Here is a 23943-nt window from a genome sequence, read left to right on the forward strand (position 1 = left end):
ATCGCTACCAATATGAACAATTCTCCGCGCGCGGTGATCGCCGACGACGAAGCCCACTTGCGCGATTACCTGGAACAGCAACTGGCCGCCGTGTGGCCGGAACTGCGCGTGGTGGGCCGCGCCGCCAATGGCCTCGAGGCGTTGCGCCTGATAGACGACGAGGCGCCCGACGTGGTGTTCCTCGATATCCGCATGCCCGGTCTGACGGGACTGGACGTGGCGGCGCGGCTGATCGAAGGCCCGGCGCCGCCGCAGATCGTGTTCGTCACCGCCTACGACCAGTACGCGGTGCAGGCGTTCGAGCACTCGGCGCTCGACTACCTGCTCAAGCCGGCGTCGCTGGAACGGTTATCGAAAACAGCGGGGAAACTGAAGGCGGCGCTGGCCGCACCAGTTGCAGCGGCGCCGCCGCTGGACGCGCTGCGGGCCTTGCTGGCGCAGTTGGGCGGCCCGGCCGCGCTCTCAACACCGGCGCCAGCAGCGGCACCGCTGCAATGGATACGCGCTTCGCAAGGCGAACAAACCCGCCTGATCGCGGTGGACGAGGTGCTGTACTTCCAGAGCAACGACAAGTACACGAGCGTGGTGCTGGCCGATGGCGAGTGCCTGATCCGCACGCCGATCAGCAAGCTGCGCGAGCAGCTCGATGCCCAGCAGTTCTGGCAGATTCATCGCAGTGTGATCGTGGCGGCGCGCCACGTGGCGGGCACGCGCCACGATTTTCGGGGCAGGTTGATGGTGCAGCTGAAGGACCGCCCCGAGCAACTGGTGGTGAGCCGGAATTACGCAGACCTGTTCCGGCAAATGTAATGTGACCGGGAACCTGTCCCGGCAGGGAACGAGACGCTGCCTGCGCGCCTCGCACGTGGCAGGTTCTAGGCGATGACGGGCCGCACCTTGGACGCGGCCAGCTTGGCGCGTTCGCGCGCGGTATCGGTGTCGGCAGCGGTGGCCAGCGCCACGCCCATGCGGCGCCGTGCGAACGATTCCGGCTTGCCGAACAGGCGCACGTCCGCGCCCGGTACCCGCAGCGCGTCTGCCAGGCCTTCGAAAGCGATGCCTGGGGCTTCGTGCTGGCCGTAGATTACGGCCGAGGCGCCTGGCGCGCGCAGCGAGACATCGACCGGCAGGCCGAGAATGGCGCGGGCGTGGATCTCGAATTCGCTTTGCGTTTGCGTGGCCATGGTGACCATGCCGGTGTCGTGCGGGCGCGGGCTCACTTCCGAGAACCACACCATGTCGTCACGGACGAACAGCTCCACGCCGAACAGGCCCAGGCCACCGAGGTCGCCGGTGACCTGGGCGGCGATGTCCTGCGCGCGCTGCAAGGCCAGCGGATGCATGCGGCACGGCTGCCACGATTCCACGTAGTCGCCCTGCACCTGGACGTGGCCGATCGGCTCGCAGAACTGCGTGGTGACTTGGCCGTCGCTACCAATCGAGCGCACCGTCAGCAGCGTGATCTCGTAATCGAAATCGATGAAGCCTTCGACGATCACGCGGCCCGCATCGACCCGGCTGCCGGCGGCGGCATGGTCCCAGGCGGCCTGCACCTCGGCAGCGCTGTCGATTTTCGACTGGCCCTTGCCCGACGACGACATCACCGGCTTGATCACGCACGGAAAACCGATCTGCCCGGTTGCGGCTTCCAGCTCGGCCAGGCTGCTGGCGAAGCGGTAGGGCGACGTGGCCAGGCCCAGGGTTTCGGCAGCCAGCACGCGGATGCCTTCGCGGTTCATGGTCAGCTGGGCGGCGCGCGCGGTGGGGATGCAGGTGATCTTGCCGGCGCGTTCCAGCGCGGCCAGGGTGTCGGTGGCGATCGCCTCGATCTCGGGCACCACCAGGTCCGGCTGCTCCTGCTCGATCAATGCCGCCAGCGCGGCGCCGTCGGTCATGTCGATGACGTGGGCGCGGTGCGCGACCTGGTGGCCGGGCGCGTTGGGGTAGCGGTCAACTGCGATGGTTTCCACGCCCAGGCGTTGCAGGGCGATGATGACTTCCTTGCCCAGTTCGCCGGAGCCGAGCAACATGACCTTGGTGGCGGACGGCGACAGCGGCGTGCCGATAAAGCGTGCAGTATTCATGGTGGCCAAAATATCAGAACGAGTAGACCAGGGTGACGGAGGTCTGGGTATCGGTGTTTTTCTTGTCGTCCGGGACGCTGGTGTCGCTGCGCACGCTGAACGCCGCCTTCATCTGCATGGTGGTGTTGATCTTGGTGGACAGCGAAGTCTCGGCGGTGGAGTGGGTGTTCGAGGTGCCGCGTTCGACCGTGACCAGCTGGCTGAACAGGGCCGATTCGCTCAGGCGCCACTTCAGGCTGCCGGCGGCGCGCACCGTCATGCCGTTTTCCGTTTCGCCGGTGGAGCGTTCGCCGCGGAAGTAGCCCGGACCGAGTTCGCCGTCGATGGTCAGGTTTTCCGCGCTGTAGAGCCGGGTGCCGTAACCGACGCCGACGGTCGAATAGGTGGTGTACGCGCCGAATTTATCGTTGACGTGGGTGGCCAATGCGAACAGGCGGTCGTTGTCTTCCATCAGCTTGTAGGCGGTCTTGCCCGACACCGAGTAGCGCTGCGCCGAGCGCTGGCGCGACTTGCTGCCGTCTTCGTTGGTGATCTGTTCATCCTTGAAATAGCCGGCCAGTATGTACTCGTTGCTAAAGTCGGGCAATTCTTGCTTGGCATCGATCTTGCCAGTGACCGAGGTACCAACGGTGTTGCCGGAAGTGGAGATGGCGCCCAGTTCGGCCGAGGTGCTCCAGCCGTACGGCGGCGGGCCATCGATCGCGGCGGCGCTGCCGCATAACAGGGTCAGGGCAAGCGGAGTAACGAGCAGGGAAGATTTCATAGGCATGGTGAGCGGGTTCCATGGCGCCATGGGCGGGCCAGGCAACGTTGCTAAAGGGTTACGGATGAGGTGCTATTGTACCCGAGGCATGCCTGCGTGTGGTTCCGTACAGATTACACGCGCGCGGCGCGCGATCATGGCGCATCGCTACAAAACACGCCAGGAGGCGGCCATGAATACCAACCATCCGATCACGGGCGCCACCGCCGCCATCCTGCTGTGCGCCGCGCTGGCCGCAGCTGCCGGCAGCGCCCAGGCCCAGGTCAACCGCTGCGTCGATGCCGAAGGCCGCGTCACCCTCACCGACGAACCGTGCCGGCGCAACAGCCGCGCCGTCAACGACGACGTCAGCGACAACGGCGCAGCCGGGCTGATAGTCACCACCGGCGCGCAGTCCGCGCACCAGACCGACGATGTTGCTGCGACCCAGTCCGCCTCCATTTCGACCGGCCTCACGCGCAGCCGCTGGGCCGACCTGCCGCGTCCGCTGGTACGCAATGCCGCCGGCACCGACGTCGTCACCCTGCAAACCGCGCGCACGACGATGCTGATGCGCGACGACATGCGACGCCAGAGCCGCACCGTGGCTACCCGCTGATCGTGCGTTCGATTGCCAGCCGGGGCGCAGCCTCGGCGTAGCGGTTCTTGCCCGCGCGCTTGGCGGCATACAGGGCCTGGTCGGCATCGCGGTAGCTGAGCGCCAGGTCGCTTTTCTTGCATAGTTCGGCAATCCCAATGCTGACCGTGCGTGGCGGCTGGCACGCGGTCTGTACCTCCGCCAGCAGCAGCGCAGCAAACTGGCGCGCCGCGTCGGCGCTACCGGCCAGCACCACACCGAATTCTTCACCGCCCAGGCGTCCACACAGGTGACCGGCCGACAGCCTGCCGATGACCTCGGCCGTGCGTTGCAGTACTTCGTCGCCGGCATCGTGGCCCAGGGTGTCGTTGATGACCTTGAAGTCGTCGATGTCGATCATGAGGAATTGCAGCGGTGTGGCGTCGGTGCGTGCTTGCGCCGCGCGTGCATCGAGAGTGAACTTGCGGCGGTTGTTCAATCCCGTGACACTGTCCTTGAAGGCCAGCGTCGTCAACTCCTCGCGTACCCGGTAGTTATTCACCCGCAGGGTCAGGAAATAAACGTTCAGGTACGCGCCGATGCACAGCGTGCCGATCACCGCCACCAGCCCCAGGTAGAAGTTGACATGGCCCGGCTGCGCTGGAAAGTGGCCGAGCGCCAGGATCAGCCAGCAACCGCAGGCCGTGGCCAGGTAGTTGAGCAGGCTGCAAAATACGGGCGCCGCCGCCAGCGAAATGGTTATACCTAGCGGTAATACCCACAGCCCGGGATGGTCGCTGTAGTTGAGGAAGCCGCGATAGGCCCAGGCCGTCGCCAGTGCGCCCAGCGCGCCGCTGATGAGGAGCGGGGTCAGCGCCCGGGCGCGCAAGCTCATCGCCAGCGTGATCACCATCACGGGCAAGCCCCACAATACGGGCGCGCGGGCGCTGCCGTAGGTATCGAGCACCAGTGTCACCGTGACCAGCCATGCCAGCAAGCCGAACGCCTGGGTCAGCGCCACGATGTGATGGACTTCTTCAAAAAACTGTTGGCGATGTCGGGGATCGCTGATGGAATAGGAATAAGCCAGAAGTTTACGCATGATTGCCAAATGTTATTGCACTAGTATATGTTTTTTGGCAAACGAATAACAAGCTCTCCGAGTGTGGCGCCGAAGACAGTGTGGTTTTCAGGGTTCCACAGAATGGGTCTTTTTCAGGCAGCGCAGCACGAAGGTGGAGCGGCTGTGCTTAAGTCCTGGCAGCTTGTAGAGTTTGCGGCGCAAGAATTCCTCGTAGCCGGCGGTGCCGGCCACCGCCACCTTGATCAGGTAGTCGTAGTCGCCGGTCAGCAGGTAGGCTTCCATCACCTCCGGCAAGTCCGCCAGCGCCTGGCCGAATTTGTCGAAGATGTCGTCGTCGTGGCGGTCGAGCGTGACTTCGATGATGACCGTATCCGGATAGCCCAGGCCTGTCTGGCTGAGCAGCGCCGTGTAACCCTCGATCAGTCCGGCTTGTTCGAGCGCGCGCACGCGGTTCCAGCACGGCGTGGTGGACAGGCCGACCAGCTCGGCCAGCCTGGTGTTGGACAGGCGCCCGTCACGGCGCAGTTCACGCAAGATGCGGCGATCGATTTCGTCGATTTCCATTTTGATATCAAAAGAAGATTATTCCAGGTATTGTACCGAAGATGGGTAATGTTTCTTTGAAATTGCGGAGATCGCAGGAAATCAGGGAGCCTATTCCCGCCGCCGGGCAGTATTCTGGAGGCATGAAACCTCATCAGACCAGCTATCGCTTTTGCCTGGAGCCGGACGCTCCCATCGCCACCCTGGAGCAGGTATTGGCCATCGTGCGCCGACTCGACCTCGAACTGCGGGCATTGCGCACCACTTCTACGCCCGGTGGCGTGGAAGTGTTGTTGCGGCTGGCCGGCCAAGATCCCGAACCGCTGACCTTGTGCCGGATGCGCCTGCACAACCTGGTCGGCGTGCTGCCGATCCGGGAATTGTCGGCGAATAAATCAGACCATTACCAGCAACGTTCGACACCAGCCTGCGTTGCCGAGATGCGCTGAAGAATGGCCGCCATTGTCGAAGATGGGATCTTCAGTTTTTTATGGAGCCGTCGAGGGAGAATTTCCCTGAGAAACGTATTCCAGCGTGATCAAGGCATCGTCGCTGAAAGCGCCCGGACCAATCGGAACCGAGTACGTCGTGCCGTCGAAGGAGAACTCGCCAAGTGCCGCACCGTTCCATATCGTCACCCTGGCCAGTTGGCCATAGGCAGGCATACCCAGACGGAAATCTCTTTTGGCGCAAAAGTCGCTCGACCGGAACAGTGCTGTGAGCATTAATTTTGTCACCAACGATATCTCTTCCCGCGCAATAGCTTGCCACACGAAACACTCAAGCCACAGGTCTCCGAGGCGACGCACATTCTGCGGAAGACCGGGCGAGCGAATGTCAGGATAGTACGTGAACAGCCCGCTCTTTTTATTTAAGACAAAGGTGGCGTCGGCGTCATAAGCGGCCTGGCTGCGTGGAATATCGAATCGGCCGTCGGCGTCGATGGTTCTCGGAACCGATCCATCGTCGCTGGCCAAGCGGAGCGATAGCCCATCGACATCACTGGCTGCTGGGCCGGCCTCCAGTTTATTGGCCACGGTACCCGGCTTGAGCACTGTTGCGTTGTGAGCGAAGCGGAAACGTAGCGCTGCGTTGGGCGCCAGGTGCCGGTGTTCGTCAAAAGCGTCGAGGCCGCGTGACACGCTGCGATAGGTGCGCATGGCCGGATCTCTGGTACCGGTGATGTTGACGACTTCGACTTCGCCAGGAGTCGACGATGCCTGGTCCACAGGTAATGCTGCATGGGCAGCCATTAGGACGCTGGACAGCGCGAGCGCAGAGATTGCGCAGGCCCAAGGCTTGAAACGCGAACTGCAGACTTCACGGGCGGCGTTGCTAATCTCCCTTGCAAGGCGAACTATATCCTGCGGAACCGGGCCCCTCTCATCCGCTGGCATCCCGCCCACATTCTGGGCTGCAACCAAGAACCTGGCGGCGACTTCATTCGCTTCGCTTTTCATACGCGCCTTTATCCGATGATTACTGATTTACCGTTATACCAAGGTATAACACTTGGCGCAGGTTTGTTAAATTAATATGAATCGAAAGCCGCATGCACCGGTACGGAATGCTGTCGGGATCGCTGTTGTTGGCGAAGGCGTGGGTGATAATTAGTGAGTTTTTTCGGTAGGCAAGCTGATATCCTGTCGGCCAATAACGTGCGGTCGCAGCTCAGCGTAGCGCCCCAGATTAATTGAAAAGGACCGATGTATGCCAAGAGGGGCGCGCTTGACGAATATCGCCAGCGGTTTGTGCGGCTCGTTTGCTAGCCGGAACAACGAATTGGATGGCTACTGGTCAATTGGCCAACTGCGCTCGCTGGCAGAGCAGAATGGTGAGTCCACGGTAATATTCGACCTTCTGACGTCAACCATTCAACCCCCGTCGTCCGAGTTCGGAATCGTATTGGTGCGCTATCGCCGCCTTCTTGCAAAGTTGGCAGACCTCTCGAATATCCGACTAGAAGAAATCTCGGCAGCACGAATCACGCTCGACTTCGCACCTCAACCTTGGCCCCGGATTCACTACTACAAGCACCACTGGGGTGATCAGTTCACCCTGACCGTGACCATTAACGCGGACGGTCAGGCCGCTGGTATCGTGCATCACGCCGGCTATTGCCGGACGCATGATCCCGCCCGGGAGAGCCGGTCAGCTCCCTCAGCAAGTTACTGAAGCGAAGATCGCTTTGGTCGCTTCGGGCCTGACATCCTCCATCAACTTGCGTCCGAAAACGAGCATCCTGAAGCACCCGCAGACCAGGCCTTATTTGAACAAGTGGAACGACGCCATGGCATCAAGCTACCAGCAGATGTAAAGCGGAACTACCTAATTATGAACGGTTCCCACAGCTACACTTCCGGATTCGGTTCATGGATGGATGGTGTCCCACGACGTGGTGTATGAAGACTTGGCCAGAGATGGCGTTTAGGAAGGTTGCGAGAAGGTGATCATTGTGATTCTTGAGGTAATGTTGGGTTTACGAAGACCTTAACAAAACCACTTTAGGAATCGCAATGACCGACACCACTATCGCATTATCTGAGCTTGCCGAAAAGGGGGCAGATGCAGATTTCATCCGCCAGACGTTGTAGCACGCTCTGCAGCGACTCATGGAAATGGACGTCGAGGCGCTTTGCCAGGCAGCTTACGGCGAGCGCAGCGACGAATGTATCAACAGCCGCAACGGTTATCGGGACCGTGGCTACGAAATCCGGGCCGGTAAGGTCGACTTAAAGATTCCAAAGCCCCGTACAGGCAGCTATTTTCCCGGATTTCTCGAGCCGCGCAGGACGGCCGCAAAGGCCCTCACAGCAGCGTATCGGGGCAGATCATGATGTTTTCTCAGCAGCAACATGCTATGCTGGCACGACCGGTCGAGAACGGCCACAAGCAGACGGAATGGGAAAACCGAGTAAGAAACGAAGTCGTTATCTTCTTTTGGTTGGAGCGCTCCTGGGTGTTGCTGCTGTTTCGGTATGGGCTTGGCGTGAGATTGCGATTGACGGATGCCTGGACAGTGGCGGCCGCTGGAACTATCAGGGGTCAAAATGTGAAATGCAGCGATAGGCGGCAAGCGGCCAGAAGCCGCCGTTCAAATTTCATTTGCTGAGTGATTGTGATGATATCGTATTCTGTACGGTCTGGAAGAAAGCCTTCTTTTGAAGTTTTTTATCGGTTCTTTACAGCTGACGCAGGTGGGCGAAAAGCTCCGCTGCATCAGCACACTCGGTGGGATTTTTTGTATGACGGGGACGACCCTTCTGCGGATGGAATTTGGATGATTTGGCCAGAGTTTCTTTCTTCTGACGGTAGTGTACTTCCGGACGGAGAAGTACCTCAGACTGGGCGAGCAATGATGTATATCGTAAATCTGAACAACGAGTCGTATCACCGGGAACGAGTATCAATAGGGACCAAGGGGGCATTCGTAGAAGGGGCAAAACCAGTGGCACTATGCGAAGTCATTGCCATAAATAGCCTTACTACCGCAGACTGCTAGCGGCCAGGAGCGGACACTGAACATAATAGGGTTTATAAACGTGGATATGACCAATGCTTAGTTTGGAAGTGCAGATAGAGCGCGTTGTTGACGACCACTTTCCGATGTGGGTAGGATGCGTGCTTACCGATGCTGACGGCATACTACATGAATTCGTCGAAAAAGAACCCGTCATAAGAACTGGAGAACAAATGTCCGGGAGCCATTACCCCCACCTGGGACACATCCGCTGCGTCATTGAAGAGGAATGGGTTGATGAACTGGGACGAAGCCTGGTACGGGTGAGCACTGAGAAGCCTTGGTCCATAGAGTCGGTAGCTGGAGAGACCAAGTTCACGGTTTTTAAAGAACAAATCTTTTCGGGTTAAGTTTGGGCCGCGAACGGCCAGAAGGCGACGTTCCCCGCCGTTGCGCAATATGCGTTTTATTGTAGTTTTTGGATCGGCGCCTATTGCTAGACCTCAACAATGCAGAGCCTATGAGTAACGATAGCGATATCTCTCCAGTTGGATGGTATTTGGCAACTTATCAGCTGAGATTCATCGAATTGGCGCACACAGCAAATAATGATCCCGAACGTCGATTCCTTATTTGGGAAAACACGATTTTAGTGAAAGCATCTGGTATTGATGAGGCTTATGACAAAGCGGTCACGTTCGGCCTTGAGAACACCTCACCGTATAAGGGTGGTCCAGCTGGCGTAGACGTGCAGTGGGTATTCGAAGGAATCGTCGATTTGTTGCCAATCTACGAGGAACTCGGAGATGGTTCTGAAGTGGCTTGGGGAGAGTACAAACGAGCACTCAAGACTATCCGCCGTCGTGCCATCAGTAAAGAGGAAGCTCGGCAGAATTTAGCACGGCCTACGAATTAGTTGAAGTTACCGAGCATAGTCGAAGGTCGGTTATGGGGCGTCATCGGTCGTCTGTGGGAATTTTCGGGTTTTGCAGCCGGGCAAGCCGCTATGCTGACGCACGCGGCCGAGCGCGGCAAGAGCGGACTTTGTGCACTTCCTGACAAGCAAAGGAAAGAATAAATATGCACTATAGCGTGCTCGATTCTGATGTTGATGTCGGCGCTCCACTGATCTACATGTGGGAAATCCGCGATTTACAAGGAAAATTAGTCGGTCGCTATATCGGTAAAGCCAACGGTGGTAGTAAGCGCCCCACTCAGCATTACCCGCGGAACGTCAGCAAACTGCGTGCAGGAAAGCCCTACAAAAATGGTAAAAATTATCGACGTGTGCATTATGGCCTTGCTGAGGCGGTGGATGCCTGCCATCGCATTTCCCTAACTTATCTGTGTAACGTACCGGAAGGCCAAGACATCTTTAAGGTCGAATCGAACTACATCGAGGAATATGGATGTAACGCTAATGATGGTATCGGCCTTAACGGCAGATGGAAAGAAATGCCGCGTGAAGTCGTCGTGGCGGCGCGCGCTTTGCCAACAAGCGTGTATGAGCGCTATCACGCAAATGCCTATGCTGTTTCAGCAGAGATCGACTTAGACGACTTTCTCGAATTTTTCGACGACAGGCGACACCACAGCCTCGAGCTACGCGTCAACGGCAAAAGCTGTTCCATCTGGAGTGAGGGCAAGCGCATCTTGCGTGCAAAGCAAAATAGTCCAGGCACTAAAGTCTGGATCAAGCAGGTGCAAAGCTCGTGGCTAACGGAGGCGGTAGAGCTTGTGTGGGATGGAAGCGACGGACAAATTGAAGTGGCACTCGAGGCGGAGCGTAAAGTGCTTCGAGCAAGGGGCGAGAATCCACAATTCTGACAGCGACGTTGCGCTAGGTCCGCTTCGGGGCGACAACGGTCATTCGCAATATTTCGCTAACCCTGTAAATTACCCAGACTTTACTACATCAATTAGCGTAACTCCTGCGGTTTGGAGACCGTTTGTGGAAAATATGAATGTGTTCACGGACTATTTAAAAAATCGGTTTCTTACCAGCGCTGGTGTCAAACCTTATCGCTCATCCACAGCAATATCAGGTGTAACTGTACTTGGCCAGGAATACCACGGCGATAATCCACACCACCGGCTTGACCTGGCGCGCCTGGCCGGTCAGCAGTTTGAGGCCGGCGTAGGTGATGAAGCCGAAGGCGATGCCGTGCGCGATTGAATAGGTAAACGGAATCACCAGCGCGGTGATGGCGGCCGGCACGCTTTCGGTGGTCTCGGTCCAGTCGACTTCCACCAGGTCGCGCAGCATCAGGCACGCGACAAACAGCAGCGCGGGCGCGGTGGCGTAGGCGGGCACCACGCCGGCGATCGGTGCGAAGAACAGCGCGGCCAGGAACAGTGCCGCGACCACCACGGCGGTCAGGCCCGTGCGGCCACCGGCCTGCACGCCGGCGGCGCTCTCCAGGTAGGCGGTGGTGCTGGACGTGCCCAGCATGGAGCCGGCGAGGATGGCGCCGCTGTCGGCCATCAGCGCCTTGTTCAGGCGCGCCATCTTGCCGCCGACCAGCAGGCCGGCGCGGCTGGCCACGCCCATCAGGGTGCCGGTGGCGTCGAACAATTCCACCAGGAAGAACACCAGCACGACGTTGAACAGGCCGATCGACAGGGCGCCGGACAGGTCGAGGTGGAAGAAGGTTGGTGCGATCGACGGCGGCAGCGACATGAAGCCGTTGAAGGTATTGCCGCCGAAGAAAAAGCTGAGCACGGTGACGGCGACGATGCCGATCAGCAAAGCACCCGGCACTTTCAGGCGATCGAGCGTGACGATCAGCAGGAAGCCGAACACGGCCATGATGGTGTGCGGATTGTGCATGTCGCCTACCGTGACCAGGGTCGCGGGGTTGCCGACCACCAGGCCCGAGCTTTTCATGGCGATCAGCGCCAGGAATAGTCCAAGGCCCACGGTGATGGCAACCCGCAACGAGTGCGGGATGCCGTTGACGATGTGCTCGCGCACTTTAAAAATGCTCACCAGGAAGAACAGGCAGCCGGAAATGAAGACCGCGCCCAGTGCCGATTGCCACGGCACGCCCATGCCCAGCACCACGGCGTAGGCGAAATAGGCGTTCAGGCCCATGCCGGGCGCCATGCCGATCGGGTAGTTGGCGTACAGGCCCATGATCAGGCTGCCGATGGCGGCAGCGACGCAGGTGGCCACGAACACCGCGTCGCGCGGCATGCCGGCGTCGCCGAGGATGGTGGGGTTGACGAAGATAATGTAGGCCATCGTCAGGAAGGTGGTAATGCCGGCCACCACCTCGGTGCGCACATTGCTGCCATGCTCGGGGAGCTGGAAAAATCGGGAAATCTGGGACTGATGAGAGGACACGGGGGGCTCCTGCGGTAGCGGCGGTTTTTTTGCAAGGGCGAACAATAGCACGGATGGGCTATCTTTTTTTTCATGGGGCCAGCGCGTAACCGTCGCGGCCCTTGCGCTTGGCCTGGTACAGCGCGGCGTCGGCGCGCGCCACCAGCGCGGCCGGGGCCAGGTCGTCGCCGTCGAGCAGTGCGATGCCGATGCTGGTAGTAACCAGCAAGGGCGCGCCGTTCAGGTTGAATGGCACCCGGATCGCGGCGACGATCTTTTGCGCCATCCGCGCCGCTTCGTCGGCCTGGTCCACCTGCTCGAAGATGATCACGAATTCGTCGCCGGCAATGCGCGCCACCGTATCGGCCGCACGCACGTTGGCGCCCAGGCGGGTGGCGAATTCGCACAGCACGGCGTCGCCGGCCGCGTGGCCCAGGCTGTCGTTGATGGATTTAAAACGGTCAATATCGAGATAGGCGAGCGCGAGCGGCATGCGGTTGCGGCGCGCCCGCACCACGGCCTGTTGCAGCACTTCCTCGAAGTACAGGCGGTTGGCAATGCCCGTCAGCGGATCGATGCGGGCCAGCTGGGTCAGCCGCTCTTCGAACGCCACCCGCTCGGTAATGTCGTGCAAAAACGCCGTGGCATAGTAGGCGCCACCATGGCGGATCGAGCCGACCGACAGTTCGACCGGCACTTCGTGGCCGTCGCGGTGCAGGGCGCTGATGCGCACCCGTGCGTCGATCAGGCGTCCCATGTGGCCCTCGCCAAACGCGCGCATGCCGGCCTGGTGCGCGCCGCGCATGGCCGGCGGCACGATCAGTTCGGCGATATCGCGGCCCAGCGCTTCGGCACGGCGCCAGCCGAACGTGCGCTCGGCCGCCTCGTTCCAGTTGGTGATGGCGCCGTCTGCCGCGCAGCTGACAAACGCGTCCGGCGCCCGCTCGAGGATGCTGCTGATTAGCGCTTCGCTGTCGCGCACCGCCTTTTGCGCCGCTTCGCGCTCGGCCATCAGCTCGTGGAACGCGCCGGCCAGTTCGCCGATCTCGTCGGGGCGGCACGGTTGCAACACGCCGATGTCGGCGCTGCCGTTGCGGATCTCGCCAACGTGCTGGCGCAGCAAGCTCAGCGGGCGCAACATCGCCCGGATCGCCAGCCAGGCCATCACACCGGCCACGCCCGCAAATACGGCCGCTGCCAGCATGCCCTGGTGGCGCATGGCGATCATCGGTGCGAACGCCTCATCGACCGGGTAGCGGGCGCCGACGATCCAGTCCGCGCTGCGCAAGCGCTTATAGGAATAGATACTGCTCGTGCCATCTTTTCCAGTCGCCTCGGTCCAGCCTTCGAACCCTTCCAGTGCCCGTTGCGTGCCGAGGTTGGGGTGGGCGCGCTTGGTCACATCTTCGAGCAGCAGCGCGCGGTCCGGGTGCTGGACCAGCACGCCGCGGGTGGTGATGATGAAAGAATAGCCTGTCTGTCCCGATCGTTGCCCGGCCACCTGTTCCAGCATGTTGGAGTCGGCCAGGTCGAGGCTGCCGCCCAGCATCATGGTCGGGCGGCCTTCGGCGTCGGTCACCGGTTGCATGATCACCACCGCCGGTGCGCCGGTCATCACGCTCTTGTAGGGCGGCGAGACGATGGCCTTGCCGTCTGCTAGCACCTTGCCCAGGTAAGCGCGCAGCGAGGCGCTGGTGTCGAGCGTGGCCACGCCGTGGCCCTGGGTGTGCAGCAGGTCGCCCTGCCGGTTATAAATGACCAGGTTGCGAAACTCGCGCCGCGCGATCGGGTGGCGATTGACGAACTCGAGCATGTCTGCCGCGCTGGCGGTGGCAGCCAGCGGCAAATCTTCGGCCAGGCTGGCCAGCAGCAGCTTTTTGGCGTTCAATTGCGCGTCGATCTGTGCCGCCGATGATGACAGCAATGCAAATTGCTGGTTGCCGATGATGGCTTTCATGTCGCGCTCCGCCAGCACCAGCGCCACCCACGTCACGATCATGGTGGCGACCAGCACCAGCAAAATCACGACCAGGGTCATGCGGAACTTGAGACTCCGTGGAAGGATGACGGCAACGTCCATGGTGCGCTTTTCGAGGGGGGCTGAATCTAGTATTGCATAGGAGACAGAGTTACACCAGCAAGCGCTGGTGTAGTGTGGCAATAGTGTCGGCAGTCGTGCGACTTCCGCGCTCAGCATTCATTAGGATAGGCCATGCGAATGTTTAAGGAGTACGACATGCCCAGAGGCGCCAACCCCAAGCGCGAGCGCGAATTCAAGGAGCTGGAACAGAAATTCAAGCAGGAGGGCCGCTACCCGGGCCACGAGGAAGAAGTCGCCGCCCGCATCGTCAACCAGCAGCGCGCCGACGCCGGCGAGACCAAAGAGCCGCAAGGCGGTCGCACCGGCACCGGTTATCGCAGACGAAATACGGTGCGACGTGCCAAAGCGTCGTGACAAAAAAATGGCCGGCCCCTTGGGGAACCGGCCATTTTTTTGCTAGTATCCCGCCTCACAATATTTCTTGTCTTACTCAATGAATTTGATCCAGCGTTCGGCCGCCGCCGTGTTCGTTGCCGGTGGCCTGCTGGCCGCCGGCCTGGCAGCCGCCAGCCAGTGCCCGACCCATTACGTCGATGGCCGCCCCCCTGAAATTCTCAATCGCAAGATGGAAGCAGCCACCACCGAACTTTGCTACGGCGTGTTTGGCGTCATGCATTCCGGCATCACGCGCACGCCGCTGTGGTCGGCCGAGCATTTGAAGGTGGACAATCTCGAGGCCGCCAAGGACTTGTCGCGCGAGAACTCTTTCCATGCTGAAAAACGGTTGCCGGCCAATGCCCGCGCCGAGCTGGACGACTATGCGCGCAGCGGCTACGATCGCGGCCACATGGCGCCCAATGCCGACATGCCCGACCGCAGCACCCAGCGCGAAAGTTTTACCCTGGCCAATATGGTGCCGCAAGATGGCGACATCAACCGCAACCTGTGGGCCGGCATCGAAGGCGTAGTGCGCGGCATGGCCAGGAAAGAAGGCGACTTGTACGTGCTGACCGGTCCGGCCTTCATCGGCAGCAACCTGCAAAAAGTCGGCAAGGTGCTGGTGCCCACGCATTTGTACAAGCTCGTATACAGCCCGCGACAGCGCGCCGGCGGTGCTTATTTTGTCGAGAACAAGGCTGGCGCCACGTACGAGACCCTGACCGTGGCGCAACTGGAAAGCCGGATCGGCATCGATCTGCTACCGTCGTTGTCGGCGCGCGAAAAACAAGTGATGCTGCGCCTGCCCAATGTGCGTCAACGCAAGGAACGGAGTAAATAATGCCATTCAAACCCTATGCCAATGAAGCAGACGTGCTGACCATCGGCCGCCTGACCATCGAAAACCGGCTCGACCGCATCACCGTCAGCGGCGACATCGATCTCACCGCCGACCAGGCCGGCTTGGCCGACGCCCGCGACTTGCACCGCCTGCTGGGCGCGGTGGTCGAACATCTGGAAGCGCAGCAGGACTTGCCGAAGCAGTTGCCGCCTCCCGCCGTGGAAACGGTGGACAACCCGTTCGCCTGAGGCTGTTCTAAAGGCTCAAGCCAGCAATTCGCTGTTGGGCAGGCTGATGCGGTTGCGGCCCATGTGCTTGGCGCGGTACAGCGCCGAATCGGCGGTTGCCACCAGCTGGCTGGGATCGGTGTCGTGCGAGGGCAGGGCGGTGGCGGCGCCGATGCTCACCGTCACCACGTGCGGCTGGCTGCCCAGGTTGGGCAGGTGCAGCTGCTCGACCCGGCAGCGGATCCGTTCGGCCACGATCGCAGCGCCTTTGAGCGACTGGTTGGGCAGGATCACCGCGAATTCTTCACCGCCGTAGCGCGCCACCAGGTCGTTGGTGCGCATCTCGTTGGCGACGGCGGCGGCAATGCGCTGCAGACACTCGTCGCCACCGAGGTGGCCGTAGGCATCGTTGTACTGCTTGAAATTATCCACATCGACCATCAGCAACGACAATGGCTGCTGCTGGCGCAGCGCGCGCTGCCACTCGGCCTGCAGGGTATCGTCGAAGCAGCGGCGGTTGGCCAGGCCGGTCAGGCCGTCGCGGGTGGCCAGCTGTTCCAGCGCCACCTGGGCGCGCTTTTCGTCGGTGACATCGCGCAGGGTTTCCACCACCGCCAGCAACTTGCCGTTGGCGTCGAGTATCGGGCTGGCGTCGGCCGCCAGGAACCGGCGCCGTCCCACGCGCGGCATGTCGCACCAGTTTTGCGAGCCCAGGCTGGCGTCGGCATCGCCGGAGCGCGCCGGCTGGCCTGGGCCTGTCGCCAGCCGGCGGCTGCCTTCGATCACCAGGTCGGCCAGGGTGGGACGCTGGTCTTCGTAAAACGCTTGCCAGTGATTGTCTGTGCCCAGCACTTCCCAGGCCTGCACGCCGGTCAGGCGTTCGCAGGCGGCGTTCCAGATGATCACCTTGCCGTCGATATCGATGACGAAGGTCGGTATCACCAGCGATTGCAACATATTGAGCGCAAAGCCGTGCTGCTGGTTTGCATGGGACAATTCCGTGGTGTGCAACATCATGTGCGAAACCTTGTGCGTACTGTTCATGACGTCCTTTGCTGGTCGGCGGATGGGTTACCTGATTAACGACTCAATGGATGGTGGTGAGCGGGAACGACATGGTCAGCGCCGTGCCCTGGCCGGGCGTGCTGGCCACATCGAACCGTCCGCCCGCCTCGGCAACGCGCTCGGCGATGCCGCGCAAGCCCACCCGGACGCCGGTTCGGCAGGCTGGCAGGGGCGACGCCGGCATGCCCACGCCGTTGTCCTGCACGGTCAGGTCGAGGCGGTTGGCGGCGCGGGCGATGGCCACCGAGACCTGGGTGGCGTGGGCGTGGCGGGCGATATTGCTGAGCGACTCTTGCAGGATGCGGTAGATCATTTTTTCAACGCCGGCATCGCGGTTGTCGAATACCTCGGGCTGGACGTCGAGCTGGCACGGAATGCCGGAGAGGCGCGAAAACTGCGCCAGTTGACCGTTGACTGCTGCCTCGAGGCCGTTTTCCAGCGCTTCGGGCTGCAAGTCACGCACCACGCAGCGCATGGCGCGCACGGTGTTCTGGACATGGCCGTCGATCCGGTCCACTATTTCTACGAGCGCCGGCTGGCTAGCGCCCAGCGCGCGCAGTTCCATGCCCAGGGTGAGCAGGTGCTGGCCGAGGTCGTCGTGCAGGTCGCGGGCGATGCGGCGCCGCTCGGCGTCGCGCAGCGATTGCTGGCTGGCGCTCAGGTGGCACACCTGGCGCCGGGTATCGGCCAGGGCCTGTTCGGCCTGTTCGCGGGTGGCGCGTTCGCGCTCCAGCCGCGCCTGCAGTCGGTGCAGTGCAATATGCTGGTGGCGCTGGCGCCAGTACAGGAACAGGGTCAATCCTGCCAGCAGGCACATGCCCGCCACGATGAGGTCGATTTCATTCAGTATTGCAGCGGTTTCCATGCCCGGTATCTCCCTGTGAATATTATTCCCAATGACAAATTGGTTGCAAAAAAGCAGGACTCGATTCAACGAAAATACATTGCTTGCCTATTTGCATCTTTGTGCTATGTCAATTCATGCTGCAATGCATGAAAAAGCGACGGATCAGGACAGCGGCAGACGCGTGCGATATAATCGAGGGTTGTCCATTCAGGAACTATCGTGACTTACAGCATCAAAGAGATTTTCTATACCTTGCAGGGCGAGGGCGCGCATGCCGGCCGGCCGGCCGTGTTCTGCCGCTTTTCCGGGTGTAACCTGTGGACCGGCCGCGAGAGCGACCGCGCCAGCGCCATCTGCCAGTTCTGCGATACCGACTTCGTCGGCACCGACGGCGAAGGCGGCGGCAAGTTCAAGTCGCCCGAGGAGCTGGCCGCCACCATCAACGCGCTGTGGCCCGAAAGCTATCCCGCCAGCAAATACGTGGTATTTACCGGCGGCGAACCGTTGCTGCAACTCGACGCGCCGCTGATTGCCGCCATGCATGCCCAGGGTTTTACGATTGCCATCGAGACCAACGGCACCTTGCCAGTGCCCGAAGGCGTGGACTGGATTTGCGTCAGCCCCAAGATGGGCTCCACCCTGGTGGTGACCAGGGGCAGCGAATTGAAAGTCGTGATTCCGCAAACCAACCAGGACCTGGCCGCCTACGAACACCTCGATTTCGAGCATTTCTACGTGCAGGCGATGGACGGCCCGCTGGCCGCCTTCAACACCACGCTGGCAATCGAAACCTGCAAGCGCCATCCGAAATGGAAGCTGAGCTTGCAAACCCATAAACTTTTACAGATACCATAATGCTGACCATTACCCGCAAGCTGGAGTTCGACGCCGGCCACCGTATTCCCGACCATAAAAGTCAGTGCCGCAACCTGCACGGCCACCGCTACACGCTGGAAATCACGCTCACTGGCGAAATCATCACCGCCGAAGGCAATTCCGATAACGGCATGATCATGGACTTTTCCGACGTCAAGACGCTGGCCAAGCAGCACCTGGTCGATGTGTGGGACCACGCCTTCATCGTCTACGAGAAGGACACGGCGGTCCGTGAATTCCTGGCCAGCCTGCCCGACCACAAGACCGTCGTGATCGACCGCATTCCTACCGTGGAAAACCTCGCCCACGTGGCATTCGGCATCCTCAAGGCGGCGTTTACCGACCGTTTCGGTACCGGCCTGCGCCTGCACAAGCTGGTGCTGCACGAAACCCCGAACTGCTGGGCCGAGATCACCGATGCCTGAGTCCCTGCATGACGATTTCATGAAGCTGGCGCTCGAGCAGGCCCAGCACGCATGGGATCTGGGCGAGGTGCCGGTGGGCGCGGTCGTTGTCAAGGATGGCGTGGTGATCGCTACCGGCTACAACCAGCCGATCGGCAAGCACGACCCCACGGCCCACGCCGAGATCGTCGCCTTGCGCGCCGCTGCCGAAGTGCTGGGCAATTACCGCCTGCCCGGCTGCGAGCTGTATGTCACGCTCGAACCGTGCGTGATGTGCTCGGGCGCCATGATGCATGCGCGCGTGGCGAAAATTGTTTATGGTGCGCCCGACCCCAAGACCGGCGCCTGCGGCTCGGTGGTCAACCTGTTCGAGCAGGAGCAGCTGAATCACCACGCGCAGGTGACCGGCGGCGTGCTGGCCGATGCCTGCGCCGATCTGCTCAAGCGCTTCTTTGCCGCCCGCCGCGCGCAGGTTGCCGCCGCCCGCCGCGCTGCGCTGGAAGCGGCTCAATGAGGTCGCTTGCCCGGCCTGCGGCTGCGCGGTAAGATGGCGGCGGGTCCTGCCCCGCCAGCCGCGCCCCGCGCCGGCGGCCAGCCGCCACCTTCCATGACTATCCGAGGCATCTTGAACCAACCACCGACAGGCATCGCCATTGTCGCGCCAAGCGGCTTCGCGCCCGACGCCGACGCCCTCAACACCGGCATCGTCCGCCTGCAGCAGCAGGGCTTTATCGTTCATAACTATTACGATCACGGCGCCCGCCACCAGCGCTTCGGCGGCACCGACGAAGCGCGCGTGGCACAGCTGCACGCCGCCGCCGCCGACCCGGCGGTGAAGGTGGTGATGGCCCTGCGCGGCTCCTATGGCATGACCCGGCTGCTGCCGCACATCGATTACCAGCTGTTGGCCGATAGCGGCAAGCTGTTCGTCGGCTACAGCGATTTTACTGCCTTGCAGATGGCCCTGATGCAGGCGACCGGCCACATCAGCTTTGCCGGCCCGATGATCTGCGCCGATTTCGCACCGGCCGAGCCGGACGACTACACCGTCACCGAGTTTTTCAATTGCCTGCGTGGTCCGCAGCACCGGGTGCTGGGCGCGGTGGCCGATGGCGCGTCCGACAATCCCGAGATCAAAGTAGAAGGGCGGCTGTGGGGCGGCAACCTGGCAATGCTGGTCAGCCTGCTGGGCACGCCGTATTTTCCGACCATCGACGACGGCATCCTGTTCCTGGAAGACGTGGGCGAGCACCCGTACCGGGTGGAGCGCATGCTGTTGCAGTTGCAGCAGGCGGGCGTACTGGAACGCCAGCGTGCCGTGGTGCTGGGCGAATTCACCGCCTATAAACTGGGCGCGTACGAGAACGGTTACGACTTCGAGGCCATGCTCGCCTACGTGCGCGCCACGCTGCCGCTGCCGGTGCTCACCGGCCTGCCGCTGGGCCATGTGCGGCGCCACACCACCTTGCCGTTCGGCGGCATGGCGCGGCTGGCCTCGAGCGCGCGCGGCTTCACCCTGACCATCGGCGACTATCCCACCTTGTAACACCCCCAAAAAAAACAGCCCGGGACGCTTGCGCGGCCGGGCCAAAAGACATGGAGGGTGTTGCCACCCTCCCTGGAGTTGCACGTGAATTAGTTACGTAAATTCAGACCGACCATGATGCGACGGCCGGCATATGCGGTGTCGAGGATGCTTGGCGTGCCATCCGCAAACGCTGCGTAGTGGGCCTGGCTGTTGGTGGTCGACGAGAGGTTCAGGTTGCGGCCTTCGGCAAAGATCTCGAGGTTCTTGTTGATGCGGTACGAGATCTTGGCGTCCACGTATCGGGTGGCGTCCTTGAAGTTCGGCGAACCCGGGTTGTACGGCGCGAAGGTGGTGCGGCCGCCGCCTTCGTTCGGGTAGTTGTTCACCGTGTTCTTGCCGCAGGCAGCAATACAGGTGAATTTCTGGCCCACCGCCTGCAGGGCGATCCGTGCCGAGAACTTGCCGTCGTCGTACCACAGGGCGGCGTTGTACGTGTACTTGGACTCGCCCATCGGCGGCAATTCCTCGCCGGTCAGCAGATCGACAATGCGCGCCGTGGTGTTCGACGATTTCAGCTTGGTGTAGTTGAAGTCGAAGCCGGTGTAGCGCAGCATCCACGGCAGGAAGGTGAAGGCTGTCTTGCCGCCCACTTCCACACCCTTGCGAATGATGTTCGGGCCGTTTTCGTAAGTGCGGTAGTCGAAATCGATATTGTCCACCGGCTGGCCGGTTTGCGGATCGACGATGCCGGTGCCGTCGAAGATGCGCACATCGCTGCGGCCGACCACGGTGTTGGCGCCCACGATGCCGACCTGGCGGAAGCCGGCGATCGACAGGTTGGTGTCGCTGTTCGGATACCATTCCAGAGCCAGATTCTGGTTCTTGTTGGTTTGCGCGCGCAGGGCCGGGTTGCCGATGACGCTGCCGCAGGTCTGGTTCAGTTCGGTGTTGCCGTCCAGTCCGGTACGGCGCTGGTCGTAAGTGCAATCACCGACCGGAATCAGCGCATTGACGGGCGGACGGGCCACGGTCTTGGCGCGGTTATACCGGAGTACCACCTGGTCCGGCACCAGCCACATCGATAGGTTCAGCACCGGCAGGTAATCGGTGGTCTTGGCGTGGAACGTGGTGGGCTTGCGGGTGGTGGCCGTGATGGTGCCGCCTGCATCGTTCGGACGCAACGGATTGTACACGCCCGGCACGATATAGATCGACGTGAAGCCCATGTTGCCGGTGGCCGTGATCTTGGTACGGACCATACGGTAACCGAAGTTCCCGTCAAGCTCCATGCCGAACGGCAGTGTCCAGTTGGTGAACGGGATTTCGCTGATGTTGAAATCGGTCATCAGGTAGCCCGAGGTGACTTTTTCCTTGAATTTGTTGACTGGCTGGGCATATACCTTGCCGTCGTTGGCCGTGCACTCCTTGACGCAGTCGAAGTTGACGTTAGGCGAGCCCACCAGTTGGAACACTTTTTCCACGTCGATCTGGTTCCAGCCATTGATGATGCCGGCAGGACGGTCAGGCATGCCATTGAAGAAAGTCGAGTTCGGCGCCTTCATCGACTGCGAGATGATGTCCAGGAACTGCTGCTGGGACATATAGGTGGTGCCGGAGTTGGCGGCAGCCGGATTGGTGTTTGCCACGTAACCGCTCTGGCATGGCCTGCCACCTGCGCCCAGCGAACCCGGGGTATCGGTACAGCCGGTGAAGAAGCTGCGCACGTTGGCGCTCGGGATGATCACGGCCGGCACATACCCTGGCTTGCCGAACTCGCCTACCTGGCTTTGCACCGTGTTGCCGCCGGCGCCCCAGCTGCTGCCCGACGTGTCGCGCAGGTTGAAGCCAGCCTTGATACGGCTGAAGACCGGGATTGCTGCGCCTAGTGCATAGCTGAAGTCGGCCTTGGCGGTTTTCTCTGCGGTTTCCGCTATTCTGGGTGAATAGGTGATTTGCGGCGACTGCGTGGTCAGCGGGATCTGGTTGGCCGTGTAGGCGGGAATCGCCACCGGCACATTGGGACCGGCCGGCACTGCAGCGGTGCCAACGGTGGCGGGGCGCACACCGGCGTAAATGGTCGGATCGGCCTGATTGAACGTGCTGCCAGGTACCGCCTCATAGGTCCACAAGCCATTCGGCAACACCTTCATGACGGCCGGGCCGTAGTTGTAGCTCCAGTTGGTGCGCTTGTCGCCGCGGCGCCAGTCGGACTTGGAGTCGCCCACGAAGAATTCGGCGGCGAACCCGCCATTGCGATAAGTACCGCCTGCCTGCAGGTAGCGGGTGGAGGTCTCCATCGCATTGAAGATCTGGTCGGTATTGACGTTGGCGTCGCTGATACGCATTTGCGTGACGTGGTGATTGGCATCGACCACCACCGAACTTGGATCGACGTTGGCTACCGCGCCCTGGTACGGGTAGGCGCCGCTGACATAGCTGGGGTTGTTGTACAGATAGTAACCGGAACCTGCCACCGGCCGGCGCACGCCATTGCCGTTGGTGACCGTATCGGTAAATGCCAGGCCGTTGTAGGTCGGGCTGTTGGTGACGCCGGGATTGACGTTCAGGCCGCCCAGGCCGTACGTCATGAAGGTGTCGTCCACCTCGCGCTTGGAGTAGTTGACCTTGCCGTACACGCTGAGGTTGTTGTCGACCTTGAAGTCGAAACGCAGGTCGATGTTCTTGCGCGTGTCTTCCTGGCGCTTTTGAATGAAGCGTACCAGCGACGGCGAGTAGTCGTTCCACTGGTTCAGGCACGAGATCAGCTCGTTGCTGCGCGCATTAATGGCGTTGGTGAGGTTGGCGCCGCCGGTCAGGGAGTTGCGCTGTGCCGTGGTCAGGTTCGGGAATGCTGCGTAGCATTCGGCCTTGGTCTGGGCCGCGGCCGACTTGGTCAGGATTTCCATCGGCGTGGCGGCGTTGAAGAATCCGCCAGCGGTCAGGGTCGATTGCAGCAGCGGCTGGTTGACGGACACATCGGTACGCGACAGCGTGCCCGGCTGGTAACTGAAGGTCTTGTTCGGCGAGTTGTCGAAGTCGATCGCGCGCGCATAGCCTTGATCAGCCGATGTCGCCACCTGCGACGAGTGCGACTCGTTGACCACGCGCGAGGTGCTGGCGTTGACCATCACACCGAAGCGGTTGTCGAAGAATCTCTTGGTGGCGATCAGGTTGGCGTCAGGGGTCCATTTTTCGTTGATCGAGCTTTGTGTACCGGCTACGCGCAGCGAGACGAACGGCTTGTCGAATTCCAGGCTGGTGCGGGTCTTGATGATGATGCCGCCACCGAGCGAGCCTTCGGTCATGTCGGCAGTGGAGCCCTTGACCACGTCAACGCTCTTGATCAGGTCGGCGGACAGCGAGCGGAACTCGGTGCCACGGCCGCTGCCGCCGCCGTTCATGTCGGTGCCGCCGGCCGATTGCACGCCCTGGCCGTCGATCTCGACGCGGGTGAGGTCGGCCGAGTTGCCGCGAATCGCCACGCTGACGCCTTCACCGAAATCGCCGCGATCGAGCGCCACGCCGGAGATGCGCGAAATCGCCTCGCCGATGTTACGGTCGGGAAACGAGCCCACGTCTTCCGCGACGATGGAGTCCATCGCGGTGGCGGCATTTTTCTTGCGCTCGATGCTCGACTGCTGCGAAGCGCGCGTGCCTTGCACGACCACTTTTTTGATCTCGCCGTCGGCGGCAGTGGAGGCGGCGGCTTCGGTGCCTTGCGCAGGCGCGGTCTCTTGCGCAGCCGCGTAACCGCTGGCAACGAAGGACGCGAGTGCGATGGAAATGGCGTAGCTGAGCGGCTTACGGCGGGTGCCGTAATCGGTGGTCGTCATGTGTATCTCCCTGAGTGGCCTTGTGGCC

The 23943-nt window shown here is 61.3% G+C and carries 23 protein-coding genes and 1 pseudogene; 14 read left to right on the plus strand and 10 right to left on the minus strand.

Annotated features, from left to right (window positions below):
- Positions 1–12 precede the first annotated feature (12 nt).
- Positions 13–810 carry a LytTR family DNA-binding domain-containing protein gene (locus tag ASF04_RS19005; protein ID WP_082488861.1) on the plus strand — a complete coding sequence of 266 codons (798 nt, stop codon included), beginning with the start codon at positions 13–15 and terminating at the stop codon, positions 808–810.
- A 65-nt stretch (positions 811–875) separates the two neighbouring features.
- Here ASF04_RS19005 and purT read toward each other — a convergent pair whose 3' ends face one another.
- Entirely contained in the window at positions 876–2084 is a 1209-nt protein-coding gene (gene purT / locus ASF04_RS19010; RefSeq protein WP_056145185.1) for a formate-dependent phosphoribosylglycinamide formyltransferase, read from the minus strand.
- A gap of 13 nt (positions 2085–2097) precedes the next feature.
- A complete protein-coding gene (locus ASF04_RS19015; protein WP_056145188.1) occupies positions 2098–2847 on the minus strand; it encodes a YdiY family protein in 750 nt (249 codons plus the stop codon).
- A 172-nt stretch (positions 2848–3019) separates the two neighbouring features.
- On the opposite strand from ASF04_RS19015, the gene ASF04_RS19020 reads away from it, so the two are divergent.
- Positions 3020–3445: a DUF4124 domain-containing protein gene (locus ASF04_RS19020; protein ID WP_162241459.1), complete on the plus strand. Its 426-nt coding sequence runs from the start codon at positions 3020–3022 to the stop codon at positions 3443–3445.
- On the opposite strand, the gene ASF04_RS19025 is transcribed toward ASF04_RS19020, so the two are convergent.
- Positions 3435–4505: a diguanylate cyclase gene (locus ASF04_RS19025; protein ID WP_056145192.1), complete on the minus strand. Its 1071-nt coding sequence runs from the start codon at positions 4503–4505 to the stop codon at positions 3435–3437. The two genes, ASF04_RS19020 and ASF04_RS19025, sit on opposite strands and share 11 nt — an antisense overlap.
- Before the next feature lie 87 nt (positions 4506–4592).
- On the minus strand, positions 4593–5051 hold the full coding sequence (locus tag ASF04_RS19030) for an Lrp/AsnC family transcriptional regulator (protein WP_056145196.1): 459 nt from the start codon (positions 5049–5051) through the stop codon (positions 4593–4595).
- Between the two features lie 122 nt (positions 5052–5173).
- On the opposite strand from ASF04_RS19030, the gene ASF04_RS19035 reads away from it, so the two are divergent.
- Positions 5174–5479, plus strand: coding sequence for a hypothetical protein (locus tag ASF04_RS19035; RefSeq protein WP_056145198.1), 306 nt, complete (start codon positions 5174–5176; stop codon positions 5477–5479).
- Between the two features lie 39 nt (positions 5480–5518).
- On the opposite strand, the gene ASF04_RS19040 is transcribed toward ASF04_RS19035, so the two are convergent.
- The gene (locus tag ASF04_RS19040) at positions 5519–6490 is read right to left on the minus strand and encodes a hypothetical protein (protein ID WP_056145201.1); all 972 of its coding nucleotides are present in this window, start codon (positions 6488–6490) and stop codon (positions 5519–5521) included.
- A gap of 268 nt (positions 6491–6758) precedes the next feature.
- On the opposite strand from ASF04_RS19040, the gene ASF04_RS27605 reads away from it, so the two are divergent.
- The 4 genes and pseudogenes from ASF04_RS27605 to ASF04_RS27945 all read left to right on the plus strand — a co-directional run bounded on the left by ASF04_RS27605 (position 6759) and on the right by ASF04_RS27945 (position 10317).
- Positions 6759–7205 carry a hypothetical protein gene (locus ASF04_RS27605; RefSeq protein WP_156368706.1) on the plus strand — a complete coding sequence of 149 codons (447 nt, stop codon included), beginning with the start codon at positions 6759–6761 and terminating at the stop codon, positions 7203–7205.
- Between the two features lie 341 nt (positions 7206–7546).
- Positions 7547–7846 (plus strand): annotated as a pseudogene (locus ASF04_RS19050) (transposase); the annotation flags it as partial.
- Positions 7847–9010: 1164 nt separating this feature from the next.
- Positions 9011–9406 (plus strand): DUF4288 domain-containing protein, encoded by a 396-nt coding sequence (locus tag ASF04_RS26950; protein ID WP_082488863.1) that lies wholly within the window; start codon positions 9011–9013, stop codon positions 9404–9406.
- 164 nt (positions 9407–9570) lie between these two features.
- A complete protein-coding gene (locus tag ASF04_RS27945) occupies positions 9571–10317 on the plus strand; it encodes a hypothetical protein (protein WP_200931117.1) in 747 nt (248 codons plus the stop codon).
- A gap of 214 nt (positions 10318–10531) precedes the next feature.
- On the opposite strand, the gene ASF04_RS19065 is transcribed toward ASF04_RS27945, so the two are convergent.
- Both ASF04_RS19065 and ASF04_RS19070 read right to left on the minus strand, forming a co-directional pair.
- Positions 10532–11836: an NCS2 family permease gene (locus ASF04_RS19065; protein ID WP_056145218.1), complete on the minus strand. Its 1305-nt coding sequence runs from the start codon at positions 11834–11836 to the stop codon at positions 10532–10534.
- A gap of 70 nt (positions 11837–11906) precedes the next feature.
- On the minus strand, positions 11907–13895 hold the full coding sequence (locus tag ASF04_RS19070) for a diguanylate cyclase domain-containing protein (RefSeq protein WP_229205119.1): 1989 nt from the start codon (positions 13893–13895) through the stop codon (positions 11907–11909).
- A gap of 132 nt (positions 13896–14027) precedes the next feature.
- Between ASF04_RS19070 and ASF04_RS19075 the strand changes: the two genes are divergently transcribed.
- The 3 genes from ASF04_RS19075 (at position 14028) to ASF04_RS19085 (ending at position 15383) form a co-directional block, all read left to right on the plus strand.
- A complete protein-coding gene (locus ASF04_RS19075; RefSeq protein ID WP_229205120.1) occupies positions 14028–14270 on the plus strand; it encodes a hypothetical protein in 243 nt (80 codons plus the stop codon).
- 79 nt (positions 14271–14349) lie between these two features.
- A complete protein-coding gene (locus tag ASF04_RS19080) occupies positions 14350–15135 on the plus strand; it encodes a DNA/RNA non-specific endonuclease (protein WP_056145224.1) in 786 nt (261 codons plus the stop codon).
- The gene (locus ASF04_RS19085) at positions 15135–15383 is read left to right on the plus strand and encodes a hypothetical protein (protein ID WP_056145228.1); all 249 of its coding nucleotides are present in this window, start codon (positions 15135–15137) and stop codon (positions 15381–15383) included. The genes ASF04_RS19080 and ASF04_RS19085 overlap by 1 nt, the downstream gene beginning before the upstream one ends.
- A 15-nt stretch (positions 15384–15398) precedes the next feature.
- On the opposite strand, the gene ASF04_RS19090 is transcribed toward ASF04_RS19085, so the two are convergent.
- A complete protein-coding gene (locus ASF04_RS19090; RefSeq protein WP_082488864.1) occupies positions 15399–16406 on the minus strand; it encodes a sensor domain-containing diguanylate cyclase in 1008 nt (335 codons plus the stop codon).
- 43 nt (positions 16407–16449) lie between these two features.
- The gene (locus ASF04_RS19095) at positions 16450–17292 is read right to left on the minus strand and encodes a sensor histidine kinase (protein ID WP_056145231.1); all 843 of its coding nucleotides are present in this window, start codon (positions 17290–17292) and stop codon (positions 16450–16452) included.
- A gap of 201 nt (positions 17293–17493) precedes the next feature.
- Here ASF04_RS19095 and queE point away from each other — a divergent pair, with 201 nt between their 5' ends.
- The 4 genes from queE (at position 17494) to ldcA (ending at position 20100) form a co-directional block, all read left to right on the plus strand.
- Positions 17494–18129 (plus strand): 7-carboxy-7-deazaguanine synthase, encoded by a 636-nt coding sequence (queE, locus tag ASF04_RS19100; protein WP_056145234.1) that lies wholly within the window; start codon positions 17494–17496, stop codon positions 18127–18129.
- Complete coding sequence (queD, locus tag ASF04_RS19105) at positions 18129–18575, plus strand: 6-carboxytetrahydropterin synthase QueD (protein WP_056145237.1); 447 nt, start codon at positions 18129–18131, stop codon at positions 18573–18575. Before queE ends, queD begins: the two co-directional genes overlap by 1 nt.
- Positions 18568–19068 carry a tRNA adenosine(34) deaminase TadA gene (gene tadA, locus ASF04_RS19110; protein WP_056145239.1) on the plus strand — a complete coding sequence of 167 codons (501 nt, stop codon included), beginning with the start codon at positions 18568–18570 and terminating at the stop codon, positions 19066–19068. Before queD ends, tadA begins: the two co-directional genes overlap by 8 nt.
- A gap of 111 nt (positions 19069–19179) precedes the next feature.
- The gene (gene ldcA, locus ASF04_RS19115; protein WP_082488865.1) at positions 19180–20100 is read left to right on the plus strand and encodes a muramoyltetrapeptide carboxypeptidase; all 921 of its coding nucleotides are present in this window, start codon (positions 19180–19182) and stop codon (positions 20098–20100) included.
- 89 nt (positions 20101–20189) lie between these two features.
- On the opposite strand, the gene ASF04_RS19120 is transcribed toward ldcA, so the two are convergent.
- Positions 20190–23915, minus strand: a complete 3726-nt coding sequence (locus ASF04_RS19120) for a TonB-dependent receptor (RefSeq protein ID WP_056145242.1) — start codon at positions 23913–23915, stop codon at positions 20190–20192.
- Positions 23916–23943 lie beyond the last annotated feature (28 nt).

This window comes from Duganella sp. Leaf61 (assembly GCF_001421905.1).
Classification (GTDB): domain Bacteria; phylum Pseudomonadota; class Gammaproteobacteria; order Burkholderiales; family Burkholderiaceae_D; genus Rugamonas; species Rugamonas zoogloeoides.